Annotated in this window: 25 protein-coding genes and 1 pseudogene; 5 read left to right on the forward strand and 21 right to left on the reverse strand. The window is 41.9% G+C overall.

Annotated features, from left to right (window positions below):
- Positions 1-8: 8 nt before the first annotated feature.
- From ACZM6M_RS09065 to ACZM6M_RS09100, 8 genes are read right to left on the reverse strand one after another with little or no spacing between them, the layout of a single operon-like run.
- Positions 9-788: a hypothetical protein gene (locus ACZM6M_RS09065; RefSeq protein WP_118741123.1), complete on the reverse strand. Its 780-nt coding sequence runs from the start codon at positions 786-788 to the stop codon at positions 9-11.
- The gene (locus ACZM6M_RS09070) at positions 776-1,261 is read right to left on the reverse strand and encodes a hypothetical protein (protein WP_118542855.1); all 486 of its coding nucleotides are present in this window, start codon (positions 1,259-1,261) and stop codon (positions 776-778) included. Before ACZM6M_RS09070 ends, ACZM6M_RS09065 begins: the two co-directional genes overlap by 13 nt.
- On the reverse strand, positions 1,255-1,956 hold the full coding sequence (locus tag ACZM6M_RS09075; RefSeq protein WP_118542854.1) for a hypothetical protein: 702 nt from the start codon (positions 1,954-1,956) through the stop codon (positions 1,255-1,257). The genes ACZM6M_RS09070 and ACZM6M_RS09075 overlap by 7 nt, the downstream gene beginning before the upstream one ends.
- A complete protein-coding gene (locus tag ACZM6M_RS09080; RefSeq protein ID WP_118542853.1) occupies positions 1,940-3,361 on the reverse strand; it encodes a ThiF family adenylyltransferase in 1,422 nt (473 codons plus the stop codon). The genes ACZM6M_RS09075 and ACZM6M_RS09080 overlap by 17 nt, the downstream gene beginning before the upstream one ends.
- Positions 3,351-3,809 carry a hypothetical protein gene (locus tag ACZM6M_RS09085; protein WP_118542852.1) on the reverse strand — a complete coding sequence of 153 codons (459 nt, stop codon included), beginning with the start codon at positions 3,807-3,809 and terminating at the stop codon, positions 3,351-3,353. The genes ACZM6M_RS09080 and ACZM6M_RS09085 overlap by 11 nt, the downstream gene beginning before the upstream one ends.
- A gap of 16 nt (positions 3,810-3,825) precedes the next feature.
- A complete protein-coding gene (locus ACZM6M_RS09090; RefSeq protein WP_489490199.1) occupies positions 3,826-5,616 on the reverse strand; it encodes a Mov34/MPN/PAD-1 family protein in 1,791 nt (596 codons plus the stop codon).
- A 3-nt stretch (positions 5,617-5,619) separates the two neighbouring features.
- Positions 5,620-6,321, reverse strand: coding sequence for a hypothetical protein (locus ACZM6M_RS09095; protein WP_118719065.1), 702 nt, complete (start codon positions 6,319-6,321; stop codon positions 5,620-5,622).
- 13 nt (positions 6,322-6,334) lie between these two features.
- A complete protein-coding gene (locus tag ACZM6M_RS09100) occupies positions 6,335-6,595 on the reverse strand; it encodes a hypothetical protein (protein WP_118542849.1) in 261 nt (86 codons plus the stop codon).
- Positions 6,596-6,934: 339 nt separating this feature from the next.
- On the opposite strand from ACZM6M_RS09100, the gene ACZM6M_RS09105 reads away from it, so the two are divergent.
- Complete coding sequence (locus ACZM6M_RS09105; RefSeq protein ID WP_118696812.1) at positions 6,935-7,432, forward strand: RNA polymerase sigma factor; 498 nt, start codon at positions 6,935-6,937, stop codon at positions 7,430-7,432.
- A gap of 20 nt (positions 7,433-7,452) precedes the next feature.
- Entirely contained in the window at positions 7,453-8,349 is an 897-nt protein-coding gene (gene rsiV / locus ACZM6M_RS09110; protein ID WP_118542847.1) for an anti-sigma-V factor RsiV, read from the forward strand.
- Positions 8,350-8,532: 183 nt separating this feature from the next.
- Here the strand turns inward: rsiV and ACZM6M_RS09115 are convergent.
- A pseudogene (locus ACZM6M_RS09115) lies at positions 8,533-8,859 on the reverse strand (PTS sugar transporter subunit IIB); the annotation flags it as partial.
- A 226-nt stretch (positions 8,860-9,085) separates the two neighbouring features.
- Here ACZM6M_RS09115 and ACZM6M_RS09120 point away from each other — a divergent pair.
- From ACZM6M_RS09120 to ACZM6M_RS09130, 3 genes are all read left to right on the forward strand, one after another.
- Positions 9,086-9,352 (forward strand): hypothetical protein, encoded by a 267-nt coding sequence (locus ACZM6M_RS09120; RefSeq protein ID WP_489490202.1) that lies wholly within the window; start codon positions 9,086-9,088, stop codon positions 9,350-9,352.
- A gap of 112 nt (positions 9,353-9,464) precedes the next feature.
- The gene (locus ACZM6M_RS09125) at positions 9,465-10,835 is read left to right on the forward strand and encodes a hypothetical protein (RefSeq protein WP_118542845.1); all 1,371 of its coding nucleotides are present in this window, start codon (positions 9,465-9,467) and stop codon (positions 10,833-10,835) included.
- 167 nt (positions 10,836-11,002) lie between these two features.
- A complete protein-coding gene (locus ACZM6M_RS09130) occupies positions 11,003-11,140 on the forward strand; it encodes a methyltransferase (RefSeq protein WP_489490204.1) in 138 nt (45 codons plus the stop codon).
- A gap of 37 nt (positions 11,141-11,177) precedes the next feature.
- On the opposite strand, the gene ACZM6M_RS09135 is transcribed toward ACZM6M_RS09130, so the two are convergent.
- The 12 genes from ACZM6M_RS09135 to ACZM6M_RS09190 all read right to left on the reverse strand — a co-directional run bounded on the left by ACZM6M_RS09135 (position 11,178) and on the right by ACZM6M_RS09190 (position 22,161).
- Positions 11,178-11,765 carry an SOS response-associated peptidase gene (locus ACZM6M_RS09135; RefSeq protein ID WP_118563161.1) on the reverse strand — a complete coding sequence of 196 codons (588 nt, stop codon included), beginning with the start codon at positions 11,763-11,765 and terminating at the stop codon, positions 11,178-11,180.
- Positions 11,766-11,775: 10 nt separating this feature from the next.
- Positions 11,776-12,090, reverse strand: a complete 315-nt coding sequence (locus tag ACZM6M_RS09140; RefSeq protein WP_243032085.1) for a hypothetical protein — start codon at positions 12,088-12,090, stop codon at positions 11,776-11,778.
- Positions 12,091-12,108: 18 nt separating this feature from the next.
- On the reverse strand, positions 12,109-13,371 hold the full coding sequence (locus tag ACZM6M_RS09145) for a Y-family DNA polymerase (protein ID WP_118542842.1): 1,263 nt from the start codon (positions 13,369-13,371) through the stop codon (positions 12,109-12,111).
- Positions 13,372-13,546: 175 nt separating this feature from the next.
- On the reverse strand, positions 13,547-14,332 hold the full coding sequence (locus ACZM6M_RS09150; RefSeq protein ID WP_118542841.1) for a phosphoadenosine phosphosulfate reductase domain-containing protein: 786 nt from the start codon (positions 14,330-14,332) through the stop codon (positions 13,547-13,549).
- 78 nt (positions 14,333-14,410) lie between these two features.
- Complete coding sequence (locus tag ACZM6M_RS09155; protein WP_118585007.1) at positions 14,411-14,791, reverse strand: YodL domain-containing protein; 381 nt, start codon at positions 14,789-14,791, stop codon at positions 14,411-14,413.
- The gene (locus ACZM6M_RS09160; protein ID WP_118656554.1) at positions 14,757-15,008 is read right to left on the reverse strand and encodes a hypothetical protein; all 252 of its coding nucleotides are present in this window, start codon (positions 15,006-15,008) and stop codon (positions 14,757-14,759) included. Before ACZM6M_RS09160 ends, ACZM6M_RS09155 begins: the two co-directional genes overlap by 35 nt.
- Positions 14,986-15,423: a single-stranded DNA-binding protein gene (locus ACZM6M_RS09165; protein ID WP_118542839.1), complete on the reverse strand. Its 438-nt coding sequence runs from the start codon at positions 15,421-15,423 to the stop codon at positions 14,986-14,988. Before ACZM6M_RS09165 ends, ACZM6M_RS09160 begins: the two co-directional genes overlap by 23 nt.
- A gap of 25 nt (positions 15,424-15,448) precedes the next feature.
- Positions 15,449-16,177: a hypothetical protein gene (locus ACZM6M_RS09170; protein WP_118542838.1), complete on the reverse strand. Its 729-nt coding sequence runs from the start codon at positions 16,175-16,177 to the stop codon at positions 15,449-15,451.
- A gap of 330 nt (positions 16,178-16,507) precedes the next feature.
- Complete coding sequence (locus tag ACZM6M_RS09175) at positions 16,508-17,065, reverse strand: DUF4313 domain-containing protein (protein WP_118542837.1); 558 nt, start codon at positions 17,063-17,065, stop codon at positions 16,508-16,510.
- A 967-nt stretch (positions 17,066-18,032) separates the two neighbouring features.
- Positions 18,033-19,064 (reverse strand): hypothetical protein, encoded by a 1,032-nt coding sequence (locus tag ACZM6M_RS09180; protein ID WP_118542836.1) that lies wholly within the window; start codon positions 19,062-19,064, stop codon positions 18,033-18,035.
- 1,139 nt (positions 19,065-20,203) lie between these two features.
- Positions 20,204-21,610, reverse strand: a complete 1,407-nt coding sequence (locus ACZM6M_RS09185) for a hypothetical protein (protein ID WP_118542835.1) — start codon at positions 21,608-21,610, stop codon at positions 20,204-20,206.
- Positions 21,611-21,915: 305 nt separating this feature from the next.
- Positions 21,916-22,161 (reverse strand): hypothetical protein, encoded by a 246-nt coding sequence (locus tag ACZM6M_RS09190; RefSeq protein WP_118542834.1) that lies wholly within the window; start codon positions 22,159-22,161, stop codon positions 21,916-21,918.
- Positions 22,162-22,259: the final 98 nt, after the last annotated feature.

A 22,259-nucleotide genomic window follows, 5' to 3' on the forward strand; every position in this document is an offset into this window, starting at 1 on the left:
TGGTTACACTATAATGGCTGCGCTTCCTGTTCCATGACAGAACGATTGAAAAATTCTTCGACATTTCCATTTAACTTTCCATACAGCATCTGTAATAATGGGATAAGATTCCATGACAAGAAGCCAATCCCATACGTGATTTCCACATATCCATCGCAAAATCCAGTTTCTGAAGGATATATCATAATGAAAAAACCTTCAAATGAAATCACAAAATAATCCAGTTCCACGAAAATATCCGTTTCAGAAAGAAGCGGTGCATTTTCTCCCTTTATGAGTACAATGACAAACTCTCGCTCTTCTCCATAAAAATCGCATCGGAATTCATCAAATGCTCTGTAAAATGCCGCCTTCTGATCCCTGGACAATATATGATCCAAATCCTCCAATTCAGCAAATTCCAATAATTCAAACCCTAATGCCTTCATAATGGCATCTAGCGTTCTTTTCCTCTGGCCATCTGCCACTTCCAATCCCTCAGAGCATTCATCACTGACAATACATAAAAGATTTTCAACCGGTACATCCTCCATTCTTAGTTCTGCCGTCTCATACTCACAGGTTATAATACCTGCTTTGATCAGCCGGTTTACTAAATGGCTGACCCACATCTGATAATGTGGATAATACCTGGCAGATCTGCCCATGTTGGAATTTGCATACGCATATGCCTCTTCTTCGTTGCAACCACCCTGTTGAAAATAGTCCATCTGATCCAGATAACTCCACGGACAGAAAGCACCTTCTATCCTTTTCATGAGCCGGATCACCTGTTTTAATACTTCCACGCGCGCTCCTCCTTTAGCCGATAACACATTTCCAATTTCGCAGCAAGCAGACATGTTTTCCAGGCCGGCACATTATCTTTATATGTACCATAGGAAATGTAAAGACCGCCTCCATTAAACGCATTGCCAAATACGTTTAAGCCTCTTTGATCGGTCTGCTGGTTATCTTGCAGCACCAGCATAAGATACGGCTCATCCTGATCATAAAGCTTCAGTAAATTATGGTACTGTTCATATTTCATTCTGCATTTTGCAAGAATAGGTTCCAGGATCTGCTCTGCAGATGTTGTCACTCCGCAGTAAAGCACCGGATATCCTATTTTTTCGATCAGATACCGGTAAGCTTTTGCGAAACTATCATAATATTCGTATAAATTTTCTGGAAACGGTTCTTTCACAAATTCATTCGCCCATGCGTACCGGAACAATATGTATTCACAAAAGTGTTCCTTATAATCGCTCAGATTTAGCATACTCCTCCTGCCTTTCCTAACACATAAAGAACAATCCCACATAAGTCACATACCGGAGATACCGGAAACATATCTCCCCAGTCTGAGTTCTCTTCTGGATTGTACAGCCAGTAATAATGCTCACCAATTTGAATAAAATCTGTCCCGGACGAATAAGAAACACTTAAAGACTGGCAAAACAACTCATATGCTTCAAATGCGATTTCACAAAGTCTCCAGTCCCTGCATTCTTCATACCAGCGTATTACCTGCTCCACAACGTCCAAAGTAAGTACCGTAGTTCCACATTCCCCCAGGTATTCTTTCAGTTCTGCCTTTACTTCTTCTGGAAAAAGTTCCAGAGTTTCTGTATCATCCTCATAGGCAGAAACCACATCGGTAAACCCAATAATCCCAGGATATGGAGTTTCTACACAAAAGAGTACTTCTTCATTTTCACTGATGAAGTCATCTTCATCGTCTGACTCAATCCATTCAATCGATAAATCATAAACTTCCCCCACTTCAATCCCATATTCCTGCAGGATGCGTTGTACCGCTACCTGTAAAAGTTCCATCTTCATGCAGTTATCCCGAAAAGAATAATCAAAACATTTTTCATACTGCATCAGACGCTTTGCATAGGTAATGATCTTACGCAGTTCTTCCGGATGATCGAAGAGCTGCTGATAACGCTCCTCATTCACTATCTTCAAAAAATATTCCCCTTTCCGCTCCCGCATTTACCGGAATAGCATTTCCCTTAAACACATCAAAATAAACTATTTTATATGGAAGGAACCCGTTTCTTAAAATTCCGAGAGTAGCTGATAAAGCCAGCATTGCCGCAGCCATATTGGTAAACCGATGCTGCGGTGAAGACTGGTTGATCACCCCACAGCTTAATTCACTTGCCCGCTTTTCCCGGCTTCGCATGATTTCCGGAAAATAGTACGGCCTGGAAGGTGACAACATCTTTCCATTCTTTTTGACTGCAGCTACAACCTCGCCAGTGTGAAATTCATTTGCCGCATCGATCCAGATACCAGTAGGCGTCTGACGGAACCATTTTTCCATTTCCTGTCTGGCCCGGTGATTATCCACTGACCCAATCAGAATCGGGACCGTGCGTCTATAATAAGTTCCCGTCATCTGCTTAAAGACCACTTTTAACTGCTCAGCGGAGTCAATGTACATTGGATATGCTCTTACTTCGATCCCATAATGGTCTCTAAGAGCTTGTGCCAGTACCATTGCCTTATGCTGGCCAACATCCTCTTTCAGGAAGTTCTGCCGGTCAAGGTTCTTCTGCTCCACCCGGTCTCCATCGATTATGGATAATGCATAGGAGTTGCGTTCCTCCTTCGTTAAGGATGAAAGGATTGCACCTAATTCCTTCAGATAATAGGAACCGGTCCCACCAGTGCCTACCACAACCAGTTGATAATGAAAAACTTCGGTTGGTTTCCGGCCCATGGGAAGATCCAACTTCTGGTCGTTATGATGCTGTGGTCTTATTTGGGCCATTTTTTCATTCACACAAAATGTCCCACATTCAATCTGTCCTTCTTCATAAACGGCCACAATCTTTGACATGGCAAGGTTCACCAAAAACATTCTTTCCAAATGCTTCCAGACAAAATCTTCGCTTTTCTCTTCCGTATTTGAAAAAAATGGTTCCGTTCCGCTTCCGTCATCCAAATACAGCTTTGCATCTGCAAATTTCAGATACAGCTTTCTTTTCGCAGACAGTTTTTTCCATTCCGTTCGGTAGTCTCCAGGAATGCTCCCATCGCTGCAATCAACCATAAAAACATAATCCCGTTTGGAAATCTGTAATACCGGACTGCCTACAGAAAAATCTCCCGGAACAGCCGTCACCTCATAGTCATACTGTTCTTTCAAAAGTTCTGATAATAAAAGTGCCCTGTTCTGGCCAAGATCTTCCCGGATATATACCGCGCCAAGGTCCTCTTTACCGATTGAACCAGGATCAAAAACCGTAATATCCGTCCGGATCAAATTTTCCTGTTTCATATGAAGATACGCAATCATTTCCTTTAAAAAGAAGGAGCCGGTCAAGCCAGCTCCTATCACAATTACATGCAGATTAATACGCATGTTTGTTTCTCCTTTCCCTGTTTACCATAAATTCTGGCAGTTTTAACACATCCGGCATCTCTTTTGTCCTTTCTTCAGACTCCAGAACGTATTGTAAAAGAAGCGCTTCCTGGCGCTTCTGGATCCTCCTGGCCGCTGCACGCTGCCGGGATCTCTTTTCCCTTGTAAGAAAGCTATACCCCTCGACCAGGCACCGTATAATCAGCTCCATCACACCATGCAGCAATAAGGATATAACTACCACAACAAAAAATGCTTCCATAAGCACCAGAATACCAATCCCAATGATAAAAAGACTGCTATCCTCTAACAGTGCGATTTCTGTTCCTGTAAGATAGGCTCTCTCTGACTTTGCATTCAGGGATTCCTGCATTGTCATTTCGCTCTGCATCGCCCGGAATGCCCAGCCAAACAGAAACCGGCCATACTCCTCCAATTTTTCTATCATAAACATACCTCTCCGATTATAATAATGCGACCAACTGATCAGCATAACCACATCCACACAGCAAAGGATCTCCTTTTCTCCAGGTAAGCTCCTCTGCTGAGATCAGAAAATGATGATCCTGCGGACAGTAATCTTTTCGCAGGCCGCGGCCAATGGAATATACATGGAAAATACCTTCAAAAAATCGTGCCATTTCATACGATGGAACATAAATGGCCTTTGTCTTTTCCTGCCCCACCAGCACAATATAGTGGCTTCCATTTCCGATGCTCTTGTTGTAGACCTGATGAAACCAGCCCAAAACCCAGGACAGCCGATCCTCATCGGAATCATACACAACGGTTTTCATCTGTTCTTCTGTGAGAAAAATCTGTTTATCTGCCCCTAGTACGGCACGATAAACTTTCCTGTCATCGCCGCAGGATACCACGCCGTAAAGTCCAGGAAATGTTTCATCCTCATCATCTGTGGCAGAGAAAAAGGCCGGGATCCTGCCATGGGAATGAAATTCTCCAACCTTTACCAATCCTGAAACTTCATAACACTCTAAATAAGGCTCCCGTTCTGCTTCAACGGATGCATGATATACCTGCTGAAAGGGCACAAACCACTTAAAGCTCTTTCTTTTGGGGTCATAAAAAAGATGCACAGCTACTTCGCTGTCACAGTTTTCGCAAAAAAACCGTGATATAGCTAACCAATAAGAAATATCCACTTTTTCAAGTTTCCAAATAAAGAGTTTCTGGTCACTTTCCAATGAGCTTCCGCAGTAAAAGCATGGATGGTTCAGAATATCATAGATTTCTCCCTGATGCATCACCCGCTGTCTTCCGATAGAAAGCTGCATTTTATCCAATGTTTCCTTATCATCCGCACCTTTTTTGCTGCCCTTTGTTCCCACATACAGAATGTTCTTATCTTTTCCGAGCCAGGTAAATACTGCACCTGCCAGCCGGTATTCCAGATGTCCTTTTGCATCCAGGAAATTCAGCAGATCCTCTTCCGTGACGGACTTTTTACCGCCAAAATCCTCTGAAGATAAGTCATATGAGGTAAACATCAGGGATAACTTAACTCCGTCAATGGCATACTTGGTCACTTTAACCGTACTGGCACTGGATACACCAGCATACTTCGGGCCAAGATAGTATTTTTCGCCACACGGGTACAGATCATATAAGGATCCATAACCCTCAAGTTCCTTGAGCTGTTCTTCAAGTGTCTCTGCTTCTTCGCTGATTCCAATGGTAAGCTCTTCTCCTGCCTTCAGCACCCTGATCTCTTCTGTATCTTCAAATGGTACGGTGATTGCAGAAGATTCTGCCGGAAGGAGCACAACATTGTTTTCGTTTTTAAACAAAGTAAGCTTTAATCCGCTAAGCCCCTTGCTCTTTAACACATACTCAAACAGATTTGTAAGATCCACCTCACCTGTTAATGCCGTAACATCCACTGCTTCTGCCCCAAAGAACACCTGCATTCCGTCAACCGTGATGGTTCCTTTTTCCACTCCTTCATGGTTCTTTGGGCGGCACAAATATGCATCCTCTTTCTTTGAAACATCACAGATTGCAAAGAATGGGCCCTGCTCTGCCAGAAACTGCTTCACTTCTTCCTCTCTTCCCGTTCCCTCCGTCATCACCAGATCACCAGCAATACTCTTTAACGTAAGGGGCAGCTTGTAAACCGTTTTCGGCGCAGATTTTTTCTTCTGCTTTTCTTCCTTCTTCTTTCTCGGTGCCTCTTTCTTCTTTGCCTCAGCCTTCAGCTCATTAAATTCCTCAAAATCAAAAAAACTCATCTGCATAACCTATTTTCCTCCTCTTATCGCAACACATAAATTGCTTAATTGATTTCCATTTTCCTTCAGCCATTTCTGCGGGAACACTTCCATTTCCTTAAGTGTTTCCAAAAGACCGGACTGTTCTTTAAATTCCGGATGCTCCGCGATCCGGTTCTGGTACAGATCATTATTGGTTTCTGCATCAAAAAATGCCTGGATCAGCTTCTCCGCATCTTTGATCGAAGTCATTTTCGGAAATACCGTATTTCCCCAACATATTTTCCCATTATCATATACATTTCCAAATGGGTAATAACATAACCTGCTGGCCGGCCCGATCATCCCGGATTCATCCCGCTTTAAGGCAAAACAAAAAGAGGCGGATACCATCCCCTCTCTTACCTTAAACAGAAATGCCAGATCCGGAAACACAACCTGCTTTGGCACTCCAAACAGATAAATAACCCCCAGATGTGCCGAAACCGTGATGATCACATCAAAACTCTGTTCCTTATTCTGGATCAGTACCCCGTCATAAAATCCATTTGGTATCTGTCCAATTTCAAGGCATCTCTCCTGCTCTGCTTCAATCGTGCTCATGGCTCTGATGAAATCGGCCATCGTAACTGTTTTTTGAACAGCACTTCCGTCACCGAAGGAAAATTCCACTCGAACTTTTGCGAAAGTTTCCTCATCACTGACTGCTGCCCATTTTACAATATTGCTCACTTTCTCCCTCCTCTTACAGCATTCTCCGTCGTTTCACTACAGAACAGCGCTTGATCTGTTCAAAAAAGCTATGCACCAGTGCCTCCGAATTGTACCGCGTCTGATATGCCCATACTCCGGCATCAAGAACATCAAACAATTCTTCGATTGGAATTTCTCTGGTGATCGGACTCTCCGGTGAAAAAAATGCCGCTTCATTCCGTCGTTCCTTTTGCTTTTTTTCATCCCATCGCTCTTCATAGAGCAGTTCATACATCCGTGTAACCTCGGACATAGTTTCTCTCCTTTCCTGGTTCGTCTATAAAATAAAAAAAGCCAATGCACACTCATGCATTGACTAAAAAAATAGACTACCCCTTTTCAATGATCCATGAAAGATCTCATCCATGGCCAGAGGCCACTATCATCGAAAGAAATAATCTTGTTTTGATTATAACATTGCCCGGGCTAATTAACAAGGAACATTTCTCACTGCAGGATACCATTCCTGGCATATCCCATACATATACGAAGCCATTGCGCGAAAAATATAGATTAAGTTATAATTTCCTTGCAACTTTTTCTTCTCTTTATCCGTCTAATATATGAAAACAAAAAGAAAGGAAAATATGTAATGATCCATTCTAGCGCGCTGGATTCAATTACCGTACAGACCGAACAGGTCCTGATTGAAAAATATGACCGGCTATACCGGTTAGCTTACAGCTATGTTTACAATGAAGATGATGCCCTGGATATTGTTCAGGAAAGCGCCTGCAAAGCGATATGCCAGTGCAACTCCTTAAAAGATCCCTCCAAACTTTATTCCTGGATCTGCAGGATTGTAGTAAATACCACCATGGATCTTTTAAGAAGCAGAAAAAAAGAAGATCTGCCTGGAGAGCTTCCAGAACAGGCATCGGAAGATGTTTACCAGGAAACAGATTTAAAAAATGCCCTAGAGAGCCTGGAACCTCAAAACCGTACCATCGTCGTCCTACGGTATTGCGAAGATATGAAACTGGAAGATATTGCACTGGCTGTAAATGAAAATCTGAGTACTGTAAAAACCAGGCTTTACCGTTCTTTAAAAAAGCTGCGTATCAACCTGGAAGCACCTGACACCAACTAATTCGGAAAGGAGTTCTTACTATGAAAGAAAGCAATCACACTATTGATGAATTAAAGCAGGAATATGAACAGATCCCCGTTTCTCCACATGCCAAAGAACGTATTTTAGCTGGAATTGCACAGGGCAAGGCAGCAACCGCTGTCCAGTCACATTCCACAAAATCAGGCGAACGGAAAAAGAAATCACATATTATTTATATTTTACGGAACACCGGTGCAACTGCTGTGGCAGCCATGGCCGCGCTGGTAATCCTCACAAACATAAACCCTACCATTGCAAATGCCATGGAAAATGTCCCTATCCTTGGCCCAATCTCCAAAATCGTCACCTTCCGGACTTACGAAGACCAGACCAATCACTTTGAAGCTAAAGTGGATGTCCCAGAAATAGAGTCTGCACCGGCAGAGGTCAACCAGAGCATCGAAGAATATGCCAATGCCTTAATCGCACAGTATGAAAGCGACCTGCGCTCATCCCAGGGAGAGGGCAATTACTCGCTCACTTCTTCCTATCAGGTGGTAACGGATACCCCCAACTATCTCTGCCTGCGAATTGATACCACTCTGGTAATGGCCAGTGGAACCGAATATACCAAAGTTTTCACCATTGATAAACGCACCGGCAAAATGATTTCTTTGTCTGATCTTTTCCGCAACAAGCCAGAAATGCTCACTGCGATCAGCGACAATATAAAGGAACAGATGCAGGCACAAATGGCCGCCGATTCCTCTGTCACCTATTTTTACAACAGCGATATGCCAGAATGGGATTTTAAAGAATTACGAGGCGATGAAAGCTTTTATTTCAATGAAAAAGGCGAACTTGTGATCACCTTTGATGAAACGGATGTTGCCCCCGCTTACATGGGCGCGGTGGAATTCGCCATCCCGCAATCAGTAACTGGCACACTGGAATAAGCGGTAAAATACTCCTTCATTAATATAAGGAAGAAAAAGCTGTCGCAAAATCATCAATAGATGATAGCGCTGCAGCTTCCGCTTTCATACAGCAAAAGGGGCTGCGGTTCCATAGATAATCACTCATCTATGGAGCAACAGCCCCTTTCGTATGTCTATAGCATGAAACCAGGGAGGTCGTACTTATTTGCAGAGTTTCTTGAATTCATCTGCAACAAACTGTACCTGGGTTCCAATGATGACCTGTACGGAGGTCTTGCTTGGACGCATCACGCCAGCCACACCGGCGGACTTGATCAGCTTTTCATTGACCTTGGTATAATCCTTGACCTCAAGACGGAGTCTGGTAATGCAGTTATCAATAGAAGCCACATTCTCCGGACCGCCAACGCCTTCCAGAACGATCTTTGCTACTTCCGTGAAGTTGTTATTGGACAGAGTTACCTTGGTCTCATCTGCATCGTCATCCTCACGTCCCGGAGTCTTCAGATTAAACTTGGTAAGGAAAAAATGCATCCATATATTGCTGCTCACAGTCGGCATGATTGGTGTACTTACTGTTCTCTTTTTTACTGGCGAAAGTTGGCTGGGTGGCGGCTGGTATTACATACCTGACAGGGCAATCACCATCGCGCTTGTTTTCTGCATATTCTGGCAGATTGCTTTGATAACAGGGACATTTTTCTTATCAATGCGGGTAAATAAAATCTTCTGTGGGTGGAGGAAAAGAATTGTTATGATACCGATGTTCGCGGCCGCAGCTTTTCTTTTCCTGTTTCTCGCATGGAACTGGCTGCTTTATAGTTTTCAATTTGAGGAAAAGGTGGAGCAGTCTGATGAACATATTGCTCTCTATGTAAATAATACGTTTGCAAGAACACGATTTAGATACCCCCATTATATGTACGAGGAAAACTGGCTGTTTATGAGAAACCTAGATGATGAGGAACAGCAAGAAGCAGTTCTGAAATACGGAGATCCAGATAATTATTACAATGACTAAAGACATTTTAACAAAATGCGTAAAGAATACAAATCGGGATTTTTACGACAAAATATGATATGATTTCTGTAAAAATAAACAGGATAACTTTCAATAGGGAGAAAATTGAAAAATGATAGAGACACTCTGGAATTTCTTTCGATTGTATACGGCGGATGCCGATTATTTACCGGACTTTTGGCTCACAATGATACTTCTTTATCTGAATGCAGGTCTGTATCTTAACGATCTATATAATCTGGTGAAGCGAAAGTCAAAAGCAGAAACATTCAGTCTGATGGCGATACCAGGAGTCTTTGCAGTACTCTTTGTGTCGGTGCTATCAATTTTTGCGCATGTGCCGAATCTTCAGAGCACAGCTTCACAGGCCAAACGCCTGAGCCTGATCATAACGACAACGCAGCCACAAACGAACCTTGCGCTGCTTCTTATTGTATTTCTTTATCCAATTCTATGGGGAATCGGGCTCTTACGACAGAGGAGGCATGAGCACGGCAGCCGCAAACGCTGGGTGCTGTCTTGCATTCCTGATTATATTGCATGGATCATATTGATATTGGGCATCGGTTATCACCTGTTTTTCGGGGAAAATATCCTGAATAGTGTTCTGGAAAATGCGAAGGTTGGAGATTTACTGGCCCTTTATGGCTCCTACGGAACCTGGCTCCATATATGGATGTATGGAATTTATATCCTTGCATGTAAGGAAGCGGTACTGCTTGTCGGCCTTTTATCTGAACTTTTGCTTATGCGGATTCCGCTTCGCTACCACAGTGGGCAGAATGCTGTTACCTTTGTCAGCTTTTATTATCTGTTTTGCCAGAATGCCATTTTTCGTGGTATCTCCCTACTGGAAGCTGCGTTGGTGATTCCGCTTTGTGGAGTGATGCTTCGGGAAGCGGCATCGCCTTTCAGCGATTACTCGTCGATTATGATATACGCAGCCTTTATGCTGCTGACAGGCGCAGTGTTTGTCGTTCTTATCGTCATTGGTCCAGTCATGCGGACACTTTCATACTTTTATTCATGGGGACAGCGCAAGCAGATCAGAGAGCTTTTCTGCACGGAATATTTTCTCATGCAGCCGGTTTCCAGAAACAGATCGTTCACGGTCACTTATCATTTTATCATTGATGAACAGGACGCCGCCGGTGTTTACTATCTTCCACTTCTCACAGACATCAGCGGATGGATCTCCCCGAAAAAGAAAGCAGGCAAATGGAAAATGCTCTCTTTCGCAGATGGCAGAACCTTTGAAGTATCAGAGCATGAGGCCGAAGCAGCCAAGGAAATGCTCTCTTATGCGTCAAACCGTCTCTATGCCCAGAAAGTAACTGGAGAAAATAGGAACAATATACCGGACGCAAAGGAAACATGGAACCCACTCATAAATCCAGCAACAACGATATATCAGAAATTGGTCAAGATATTTTTAGGCCTGATGGTTATTCTTTTTATGATGAGCTATCAGATACTGAAGTAATTAAACATCCGGTTTTCACTGCCGGAATAAATCAGGATTGGATTTATTCCGATGATGGCACAGCACAGTTCTGGCCGGTCGATAACTATTATCCGCCCGGAGAACGGCACACAAATTTTTTAGATTACGATGTTGTGAAACAACACCATACTTTAACGCAGATTTTGATGGGATTGCTACATAATGGCTTTACACTACAGGCTGTGGAAGAAGCTATGCCGTCCCCAGATATGCTGGATATTCCAGGCATGAAGGATGAACTACGCCGTCCCATGATGCTGTTGGTAAAAGCGCAAAAAAGATAATGGGCCCGTGAGCGGAGAATCCTCCTCGGAAATCCCCTTACTGCATATCAAATATAGACAACTGCTCGAATTCCTGCCTCTGCTCCAAAAGCGGAGGTGTCTTCGTCAGAAGTCTTTCTGCCGTGCTCCAGTCCTGGATCCATGGCTGTATTTCCTCTGGTGTCAGTACCAGTGGCATCCGGTCATGTACCGATGATACAGAGCTGTTAGGAACAGTTGTTATGATCGTAAACTGGCTTTCTTTTTCTGTTGGCTGCCAGACACCAGCCATGTAAAGAATATCTGACTGCGGCATGGTAAAAGAGATTTTTTCTTTTTCTTTATTCCATTCATAAAAACCAGCTGCAGGAATTACACACCGGCAATTCCGCACGCTGTTCCGAAATGCAGGCTTCGATAAAATACTCTCGGCCCTGGCATTAATAAGCAGCCAGTCTTGATACTTACTTGTAAATCCCCACCGCATTGCCTCCAGATGCACATTCTTCATTCCAGTCAGAACCATGGCCATATCGGTAGGACGCACATCTCCCACTGTCACTTTCAATTTTGCATCATCAATCTGTTTGCAGATTTTCCTGATTTCCCGCCACATTTCATCATCTATAAAATATCTTCCACACATAAGCTGCTCCTCACACCAGCATCACCCATTTACAAGCCTCCAGGAAAAATATCAGTTTAAATTCCCGAATCAACCCACCAATTACGGCTTCGCATCCATATTCACGGCTCGGTATGCCAGAATAATTCTTTTCTTCCGTATATTTCACTAGGATGTCCTTTACTGTTTGAACCTCCCCGGCATCATCCTCAAACTTAAAATATCTTGGCATAGTCTGGCCAGTTGATGTAAACCATGCCGAACAGGCGATATGGTACATGTTTCCTTTAGGGATCCCGCTATCTACATCTATTCCATATTTTGTTGCTTGCGCAAATCTGGTCACGTTCATCAACCCCTTATATTATAATATTTTCTCCTGGGAATAATCAACCGTCCGCTTTTCCCGGCTGACGCCTCCACCCATATGGTCTATTTCTACAGATCCTGCAGATGGCAAAAAGCATGCCCTTTTTATGCTATCCATTCCAAACCTTTTCCGTATCTGATCCACAGTTTTCTCCATCTTCCGGTATTTTTCATAGTCGATCGTTTCAAAAAATTGCATCTGGCGAAAGGGATCTGATGATACACGGCTGGTATGGATCCCGAGATGCCGCAGCGGAATCCCATTCCACAATTCAGATAAACACCGACAGGCTGCAGCATAAATTTCCAGGGTCAGATCCGTTGGAACAGATAGTGTAATTTGATGTCCGTAAAAACGCAGATCCCAGTCTTTTAGACTGATAGAAACAACGCTAATCTTTACTCCATCTGCCCTTAACCTGGCTGAAATGGTTTCCGATAACGATAAAAGATACTGCCTGGCAGTTTCACAATCCATAACATCATAAGGCGTGGTGAGAGAATTTCCATAGCCTTTGGCCGGCGGAGGTGAGCTGATCACTGCAGATTCATCTATACCATTTGCATATTGCCAAATAAGTATTCCCTGTGACTTCATATGCGCGCGCAAAATTGCAGGATCCATAGCTGCCAGTTCTCCAATCGTATGAAATCCCAATTTTTTCAACTTGTATAAAGAGGCATGGCCCACATAAAACAGATCACCCACCGGAAGATGCCACATTTTTTCTGACATTTCTGATTTCCAGAGCGTATGAACGTGATCCGGCTTCGTAAAATCTGAAGCCATTTTTGCCAGAAGCTTATTTTCGGAAACACCAATATTTACAGTGAACCCTAATTCTGCATGCACACGATTTTTTATTTCATACGCAGTCGTTATCGGATCCTGGCAGCAGCCGGTCATATCCAAAAAAGCCTCATCTATACTATATTGCTCGATCTTGTCCGTATACTCACTTAACAGTTTTATCAGAGCTTTTGAAGATCGGTTATAGAGATCATAATTGGGCGGCACCAGAACCAGGTCCGGACATTTTTCCTTTGCAGAAACAACCGTTTCCCCGGTCTGAATATGATATTTCTTTGCCGGAATAGATTTTGCCAAAATGATCCCATGTCTTTTCTCCTGATCTCCTCCCACGGCACTCACCAGCTGTCGCAAATCCTGCTTTCCCCCCAGATGATGGATCCTGTAACACGCCTCCCAGGATAAAAAGGCGGAATTCACATCTACATGAAAAATAACTTTTTTCATATCCGCTCCTTTAAATCGAACATTTGTTCTATTTTCATTTTAAGCATTTCATTCCCAGATGTCAATATGGGATTTTCAGGCAAAAAAAGCGGCTGACCTTTTCGATCAACCGCTCATAGGTATTATTTCACACATTTAGCATTCTGCTATACCAAGACTCTGCTCCGCAAGATCCTTATACTTCCCAGAGTCCCCGCTGTCTTCCCTTTTTTGCGAACCGCTCCTCTAAATCGAAAATCGTATACGGCGGCTTATATGGCTCTTCGATATAACTCTGAAGAGCTCTAAGCTTGTCCCAATACTGCGGCAGGTTATGATAGATTGCATTCAACTCCCGCAAATTTTTGTTCCGGCAGCACCAGCAGCTTACCCTGTCAAGAATGGAATACAGCTCTATGCCTCCCTCCAGCCAGTTATATCCCTTCGCATAACAATACTGAAGGCACTGATATTCAGTCCAGCCCCATTCGACCAATGGATAGCACTTTTCCTTTACTCGGCCAGATTCATCTGCTGCGATCCCTATGTATTCCACCGCAGTTGCTCCGAGTGATTTTACATATTTTTCGCAGGCATTGATCTTAAGGCGTGTCATCCAGCGGCATGGCCCACCGCACCAATAACTTCCATAATGCGATGATCCATCCCGGCACTTGATCCGTCGAAGGAGCATTTCTTCCAGGAAATGCCTTTCCGGCTGTAGAATAACAAGTTCGCACCCATACTGCTCCAATTCCAGTCGGACTTTCTCTATATTTTTCCGAATGCATGAAAACTCCATACCGGTATCAAAATAGACGCAGTGCGTTAACGGCCAGCCCTTTTCCATAAGCCCTAAAACCATTGCCATGGAGTCCTTTCCTCCTGAGATGGAGGCAACATATCGTTTTTCTTTTTCCATAATCACCATATTCCAGAACTGGATATGGCAGCACCTGTAGCCTCCCATGCTACTAATCATTCCTGATCCTCACGCTGTTTTCAGGTGCTTTATGCGAAGTACAACACTCTCATCGCAACCTGGTCTACCAGGATCTGATTATTTTCCTTTCTCTGAGTTCTCTTTCCCGGCCTTCAAAACGAGTTCCCCCGTACCAGCAAAAGAAATTTTCTTAAATCCCACAGAATCGCAAAAGAATAATTCTTTGCCATCGATCTGAATAATATCTCCTACCGACATGGAACGCATTGTTTTTCTATTGGGACGATCTGGGCGATTTAATCTCTCATACAGACCCTCCATAATTTCTGATACATTCAATGCCGTTCCCTCCTGCTCTTTCACTTCCGTCTCATAAGCAATTTCATAATCCGCGCGAGTAGGATTAAGCTTCAATTTCTGAAGCTGCTCCAGTGAAAGAAACATCATTCTTACCCCGCGTTCATTATTCTCTTTCAGCATCAATATCTCGATCTTCATAATCTTCCTTTTCTCTTTGATAAGCTCTACTCCAGTCAACCGGCTCTCCAAAATAGGCCGGTGTCATATCAACACCGCCATACCCTTCAGGAAAGCGCTCTGTAATATCCGGTATATACTGCTTCATTTTCATTTCCCTTTCATAAAATAAAGAAGGCTCTGAAAAATCAGAACCTCCTCTAGCATGCACATATTTAGTTAAATGGCAAACTCTCATCTTCTACGCCATCCGGTATTGACATAAAGCCATCACCGATCGGCTTTCCCATTTCTGGTGCCTGTTTTCCTCCAGCGGACGCATTTTTACTATCAGCAAATTCCTGATCATCTGCGATGATATCTGTGGTATAAACACGCTGACCTTCTTTGTTGGTGTAACTGCCAGTCTGGATGCGTCCGGACACCAGTACACGCATCCCCTGACGAAAATACTTCTCTGCAAACTCACCTGCTCTGTCAAATGCCACGATATTAATAAAATCGGCAGTCTGCTCATTTCCGTCCTGGCTCTTTCTTGCTCCTCTCCGGTCAACTGCCAGTGTATATCTGGCAACGGCCATGGAGCGCTCACCCTGAGTGTACCTGACTTCCGGATCCCTGGTCAATCGACCCATCAATATAACTCGATTCATGCTCTATCCTCCATTTCATTATTTTTTATTCTTTTACAGATGGTTCCTCAAAAACAATTCGTCGCTGGCCATGAAATTCATCTTTACGTCCATAAAAGGCCAGTTCTTTTCCTTCCCGGTAGGTACGCACAAATTTTGAAAACTCTACATATTTCTCAATCTTTGAGTACTGACCACTAAAAATTACGAACAGGAACTTTTCTTCTGTCGCTATATCCACACAATCTGCCTTATAGCATTTGTTACCCGCAGAAAGGGAAGACGTAAAACGAATTTTATATAAATTCTTTTCTTCCCTGCGCTGCTTAGTGCCATTCTGTCCTCTGCGCTGCTTGCCGCTCCTGATCTGGCTGATACCAATCTGAAGCAACTTACATACATTTTTGAAACTTTCCGATTGTGCAGCTGCGATATCCGTTTTTAAACTGGACGGCTTTCCAGTATCTTTGACAACAATGATATTACTGCCTCCAAGCGCAGACTTTCGGATCAAGGCATTCCGTTCATCATCATAGATAATCAGAATCGTCTTGGCCACTACCACAAAGCGCCCGAGAACTTCCTGGATACCTTCATACGTAACCAAAGTATCATAGTTTAAAACCCCGATGACACTGTTCAAACGGCTCTCCAGGCTTTCAACCGGAATATACGTTTCATTTTTTTCATTCTTCTTAAGTTCCTCTTCTGGAAACGGTGCCTTCAATTCACTCAGCACCTGATCCAAAGATTTTCCATTCACTGTGCCTTTCATCGCACACCTTCCTCCTCTATTTTTGAAAAAAAATAGCCAATGTAACATTCACATTGACTTAATCTAAGAATCCCATTTCAATACAGATGCAGTCACAAACCCACACTCTGTAAAAATAACTTACATGAAAAGCTATTATTAATGGGAGTATAACATTGCCATCAATGCCTGTCAACAGATCTAAGGCCACACCAAACTCTCAGTGCTGCGCTTTGATTTTTAGACTCTGATAGAAGCTTTCCAAAATGCGGCTGACTATTTTCAGCCAGCCGCTATATCCGTAAGATCCGTATTTAATCTGGAAATAGCACGGAATACTTCTTCTTCCTCTCAGGAGAAAACGTTATTTATATAGAAAGCATACGCTACTTCTGCTATCTCCACCTTAAGGAAAGCTGCTTTTTCTGCAGATGACAGACCATCATCCAGTGTCAGATAACGTTCCGTTAAATCATGCATCTTTTTAATTAACGTGTAATCATCCAGATCCTCTTCTTCATCCTCTGATGAGCTCTTTTCCCCGTGGAGTTCCCGGTACGCGCATACTCCGTCCGGATCAAATTCTTCCAGCCGGTCAAGATCAAATGCTACCTTCGAAAAAGTGCAGTATCCTGATACGGCTGTTTCAGGTAAAATTTCTCCCAGCTGATACTTTTTAATGAACTGCAATTTGGACTCGAAAAAATTGTGATCAATGAATGCTTCATTCTTTTTTACATCTTCATGAGGCAGATTTACAGTCAGATTACCAAAGTCCTCCCATTCTCCGTTTTCTTCTTTGTATAATCCAATATAAAGCCGTTTTCTGTCAGCATAGGATAATACTCTGATGATCAAATCCTCATGGCCACATTCCCAGTCATACCCCAGTGTTTTAAATTCTTTCATAGTTATCCTCTCTTTCCTGTTTTCATTTTCCTGGTTTTCTTAAAAATAAATCATTTTTTCACAGGTCATTGCATATTGATTGAAACAACTAAATAAAGATTCCATCGCGGCAAAACCGGATAAAATCCACTTTCATAAGTTTCATCGACATCGTCCTCCTTTCTGGCACGAAAAAAGGAACCTCCGACAGGAAGTTCCTCCAATGTGTATATATTCTGTTTATTTGCAGAATTCCTCCATTACTTGGTCTTAACTGACTCTCACTTTGCCAGAAGCAAATATAATTGAAATGAAAGAATTTGTAATTATTTTACCATTGAATTCTTTCCAAAGCAAGGATTGTTATACTAAAAAGCAAATAATCAAACAGATATGCTTGTGCAGCTGACATTCTATAAATATAAAAAATATAAAAGACATAGAAGACATGGATCTCTTTGGCGTATATATAGGGATTCCCGATAGATATTTCAGGCAATATTTGCAAACAATAGGTATTATTTTCTGATAGAGTTGAAATAAGGTTCTTTTGGATGATTTATTTCCTCTTCACAATCACTCTCTCCGTAAGGGGCTAGTCGCGGAACGCGTTTTATTTAAAAGAGCTAAAAAACATAAAAAAATTCAAAGACATAAAAGACATGTAAAAACATGAGTAATTTTCTGCTGTCAAAGGAGCTATTTCAGGCATTATTTTTTGGATCAGCCGATTTTTAGAAGCAAATGCAGTTTTTATTTTGAGAAAGATGATTTTCTGATGAAAAGAATGGTTTTTTTATAAAAAGGGTGATTTTTTTCTGGATCAAATAAAAGAAATTGTGGATAACCGACCTGGAAATTTAGATATTGCTGAAAAAAATACACATTGAAAAGCAATAAATAGGAAAAAAATTACCCAGAAAACGGGTATGAAAATACAGAATGGAACGAGAAATAGGCATCCTAGCGGATGCCGGTGAAGCGAAACTTATGCAATTTGTGGATTTTGGATTAATTCCCTTATGATGGATCGAACGAGCGAGCCAGGCCCTTTCTTTGCATCATAGAGTTTTGTGAGGATATAACGGTTATAGAAAAGGTGCAGTGCATCAAGAACCGTACCAATTTCATAGTCCTGTGCCATGATGGTAAGATCATGATACTGAGTTTCTTCAAAATCATAGATAGGAAGTAAATGCTCAGCATCCAGGGTAGGTGTCTGATCGAAGGCAATGCCATATTCTGTTTTCAGAATCTCCTCATACTGCATTCTCTCTCTTAACTTGTCCTCAAACAGGTAAGTGTTAAAGGTGCGGATCACATCATCCATTTCAGTGGTAAAAGAAACAATTTCGGAGTAGGCTTCCTGACGGACCTGGTTTTTGGTAGTCGCTCCATTAAAACAATCATTGAGCTTTGCAGCAATATAGCGTTTTTTCCTGGTGTACTCTTCCTTAAAAATAGTTTTGAAGGAGTTGGCATGATCCAAAATCTGCTTTACCACACCTGGTTTTACATATTTTGGTAAACCGGCAAGTAATTCTTTAAATGTGAGTTTGGCCACGGCCAGCTTTGCAGAACTCTGAAGTTCAGTGGTGATCGCTTCACAAAGAAGCATAAGGATCACTCGTAGCTCATTAATGGATTTGATCTGCAGGAGCTGCTCAAGCAAATCATATGTACACTGGATATAACCACCGCCAAGACCGATAGGATTATACATTTTGGTGTAGTCATGGATTGTAAAGGTATACTCTTCTGTGACCGGATCCATAGATACATCAAAAAAGCCGCAGGACTCCAACCGGAGAATATTGCTGCGAACGGTTTTGATGTTACAATCAAGTGCTTGTGCCAGATCTTCCAAATCGAGTGGTGAAGTGATGCCGGTATTTGCGTTGGCATAGAAATGGATCAGAATGAACAGCCGAACAGAGCAGCTTTTTAATAGCTGCTTCTCGAATGAAGTATGAATGATTTTCTTTATGGATGGAATGCTTACATTCGCAAAACGTTTCACTCTGGATCCACCCCCTTTCCGCAATGTAATGTTAATTATAAAGGGAAATAAAAAAATTTGGAATATTGCCAAAGTGTGGGAAAACGGGTAAAAAAGGACTGTTTTGTGAGATGTGTTAATGAGAAAATAAATGGGGAAAATAAGACTGAAAATGGGGGAAGTATTGTAAAATAAGGGTTTTTTCGGGAAAAACTACCGCACTTTACCGAAAATGGTTACCGCACTTTACCGAAAATAGCTACTGCACTTTACCGAAAAATTTACCGCAGTTCTCCGAAAAATATAGCGCAGTTCTCCGAAAAAACTACCGCAGTTCTCCGAAAAAGCTACCGCAGTTTACCGAAAAAGCTACTGCAGTTCTCCGAAAAAGCTTAGCGCAGTTTACCGAAAAGCTATAGTATTTTGCCGAAAGGCTACTGCAGTTTATTGAAAAATAGTTGTATTTGCGCTGAAACGGGCCGATTAGCGCAGTTCTCCGAAAAGTGGAGCATCTAAGCTGGAACTGTTTAGCTAGTGCAGTTTACCGAAAAATAGCTGCATTTGGGCTGGAACTGACCAGATAGCGCAGTTCTCCGAAAAGTTGGTTATCTGGGGCGGAGCCGTTCAGATAGCGCAGTTTACCGAAAAGTAACGCAGCTGAGGTAGAGCCGTTCAGATAGCGCAGTTTACCGAAAAGTAGTACATCTGAGCTGGAGCCGCTTGGATAGCGCAGTTTACCGAAAAATAGCTGCATTTGGGCTGGAACTGGCCGGCTAGCGCAGTTTACCGAAAAGTGGAGCATCTGAGTCGGAGTCGTTCAGATAGCGCAGTTCTCCGAAAAGTAGTGCATCTGAGGTAGAGCCGCTTGGATAGCGCAGTTTACCGAAAAATAGCTGCATTTGGGCTGGAATTGACCGGCTAGCGCAGTTTACCGAAAAGTAGTGTATCTGAGTCGAAGCTGTTCAGATAGCGCAGTTCTCCGAAAAGTGGCTGTATCTGAGCTGCAGCTGTTTAATTACTATACTATGCAAAAATGTATCTGTATTTGAACTGCAGTTGATCGGTTAATGCATTTTCTAAAAATTACTAAAGATATTTGGTTTGAAGTTATGTAGCCACCACATGATAGAAAACCGAGAACAGTATGTCCTCGGTTCGAGTTACTTTTTTTTGATGAAGTGCAGCTTCATTTCGTTTAAAGTACTTACAGTTGGAATTCCCAAAAGTTCTTCAGAGAAAACCATATAAGGATAATGCTCTTTCAATGTAGTCTTTTTTTCCAACAACTCATAAGCTTTCGAAAAAGCACGCTTTAATAGAGTATTTTTATTCGCTGTACGGATTGTATTGTTAAGCGCTTCTACTAATTGAGGAGAGCGATCAAAAATATCCCGAACGGTGATACATACATTTTCGTCTGTAGATTGCTCAATCATTGTCACAATGGCGAAAACAATCTCTACGGCGCGTTTATTTCTTTCTTTAGCAATTGATGTATAAATGATATCGGTATGTTCTGATATTAAGAACTTTGCAGGTTCAGTAATCTTATTTAAGTTGAGTTTTGACTGTCGTACCTTTACATTATACAGTGTCTGAATTAAGCGAAGCATGTAGGGAGAGGAAAAACGTATTGTGTTCGTGGTGTCATCATAACCCAGTGAAACCAAAAGCGGTAAAGCGGATCCGATTCGTTTTGGATATTTTGGATCGCGAATAATCCCGTAGATGGTTTGGAATGCTCCTGTCTTATTTCGCAGCATGATTATATCATTATCACTTAAATTACGTCCTTTCCCCATAAGTTCGGCCAAATCGGGTAAGTAAATAGTAAAACTTTCGTTTATCGCATACTGGTTTTGGTTGATAGTATTTTTAATATCGGCAAGAATAATACTGTAAAATAGTTTTAATAAGGGCAGATCAAATTCACCGATTTCAACAACCTTACCACGACTAATTTCTTCCAGTTTTGCTTCTGATACAGGTACTCCTTCAAAATAAAGTTTTCCGGTATTAGCATCATAATTGAGGCCATCTGTTGATTCCAGAGGTGTTAGATATGCACTTCCGCTTTTGCGTAAACTTAAACCAGATTCATACTCCTGATCAATGATCAGGGAGATGTGCTTGGTCAATGAAGTATCGACATAGTCTTTTTTTCTTGTTCGGTTGGTCCTTTTTTTGGTTTCGTGTTCTATGGATTCTAGAGAAGATGCATTAGGTTGTGCGTTGTATGCGTTATCAGCGGCAAAAACCGGCAGCTCCTGAAGAACCACTTTGAGAGCCTCATATACACGATTTTCATTTTCTGTCAAAGGTGGGCCAGACTTCATACGAGCTTGAAGTTCCTGAAAGTGCAGGGCATAATGTTCGGGAATTGGCGCATATACTTTTCCGGTTTCAGGATCCTTTGACCACCACTCATTTTCGGTTTGATAATTGATCTCATGACCAACAGGTACCATCTCGGTTTCAACATCAATGGGGTGCTCTTTTCCATCTTTATCTGTTACTGAAATCTGAACAGTTTTCTTTTTATTTAATAAATCTGAATCTTTTTCCATTATTCACGCTCCTAAAAGCTAAAAAATAAACCCTAGCTTATATTATACAGAAAGAGTGGATTTCCTGCAAGACAAATGAAAGTAGAAGGGGAATTGTTTAAGATTGACTCTTTTGTAAGGTATCATAAGTACTGTGAGAGGTATAAAAAAGAAAAACTGATAAACTGCAGCTTTTATAATTGGCTGCAGTTTATCAGTCTATACATACTAACTATTGAAAACGCTGTGTAGAAATGATATGCACTTTAGGTGTTGAAGGCCGGAAGTTAATGGGCTTCCCAATCATTGTGCATATTCTAGGTTCCTTAGTGAAATCCAACCATTTTAAAATAGAAATCCACCAATTCTTCATTGTCTCCAGCAATCAGTTCAAGAAGCACATATAGTGGATCTTCCTCGTTTCGCAATTTTTCAAGTGATGCAGTAATGGTAGAAATTGTATCTTCGTAGTCATCGGCATCAGTAATATCGTTTAAATTACTAATGTCAATACCCATATTTACAAGTATATTTGCGATTATAGAAACATCCAGATCATCAATGAAATCCATATATATCCCCCTATTCTAAATAAAATTTTTTACAGTATAGTTCCGTAATCATGTGTGATAAGTATTCATGAGGACCATAAACAATTGCGGTTCATGGT

It is taken from the genome of Enterocloster sp. (genome assembly GCF_057861365.1).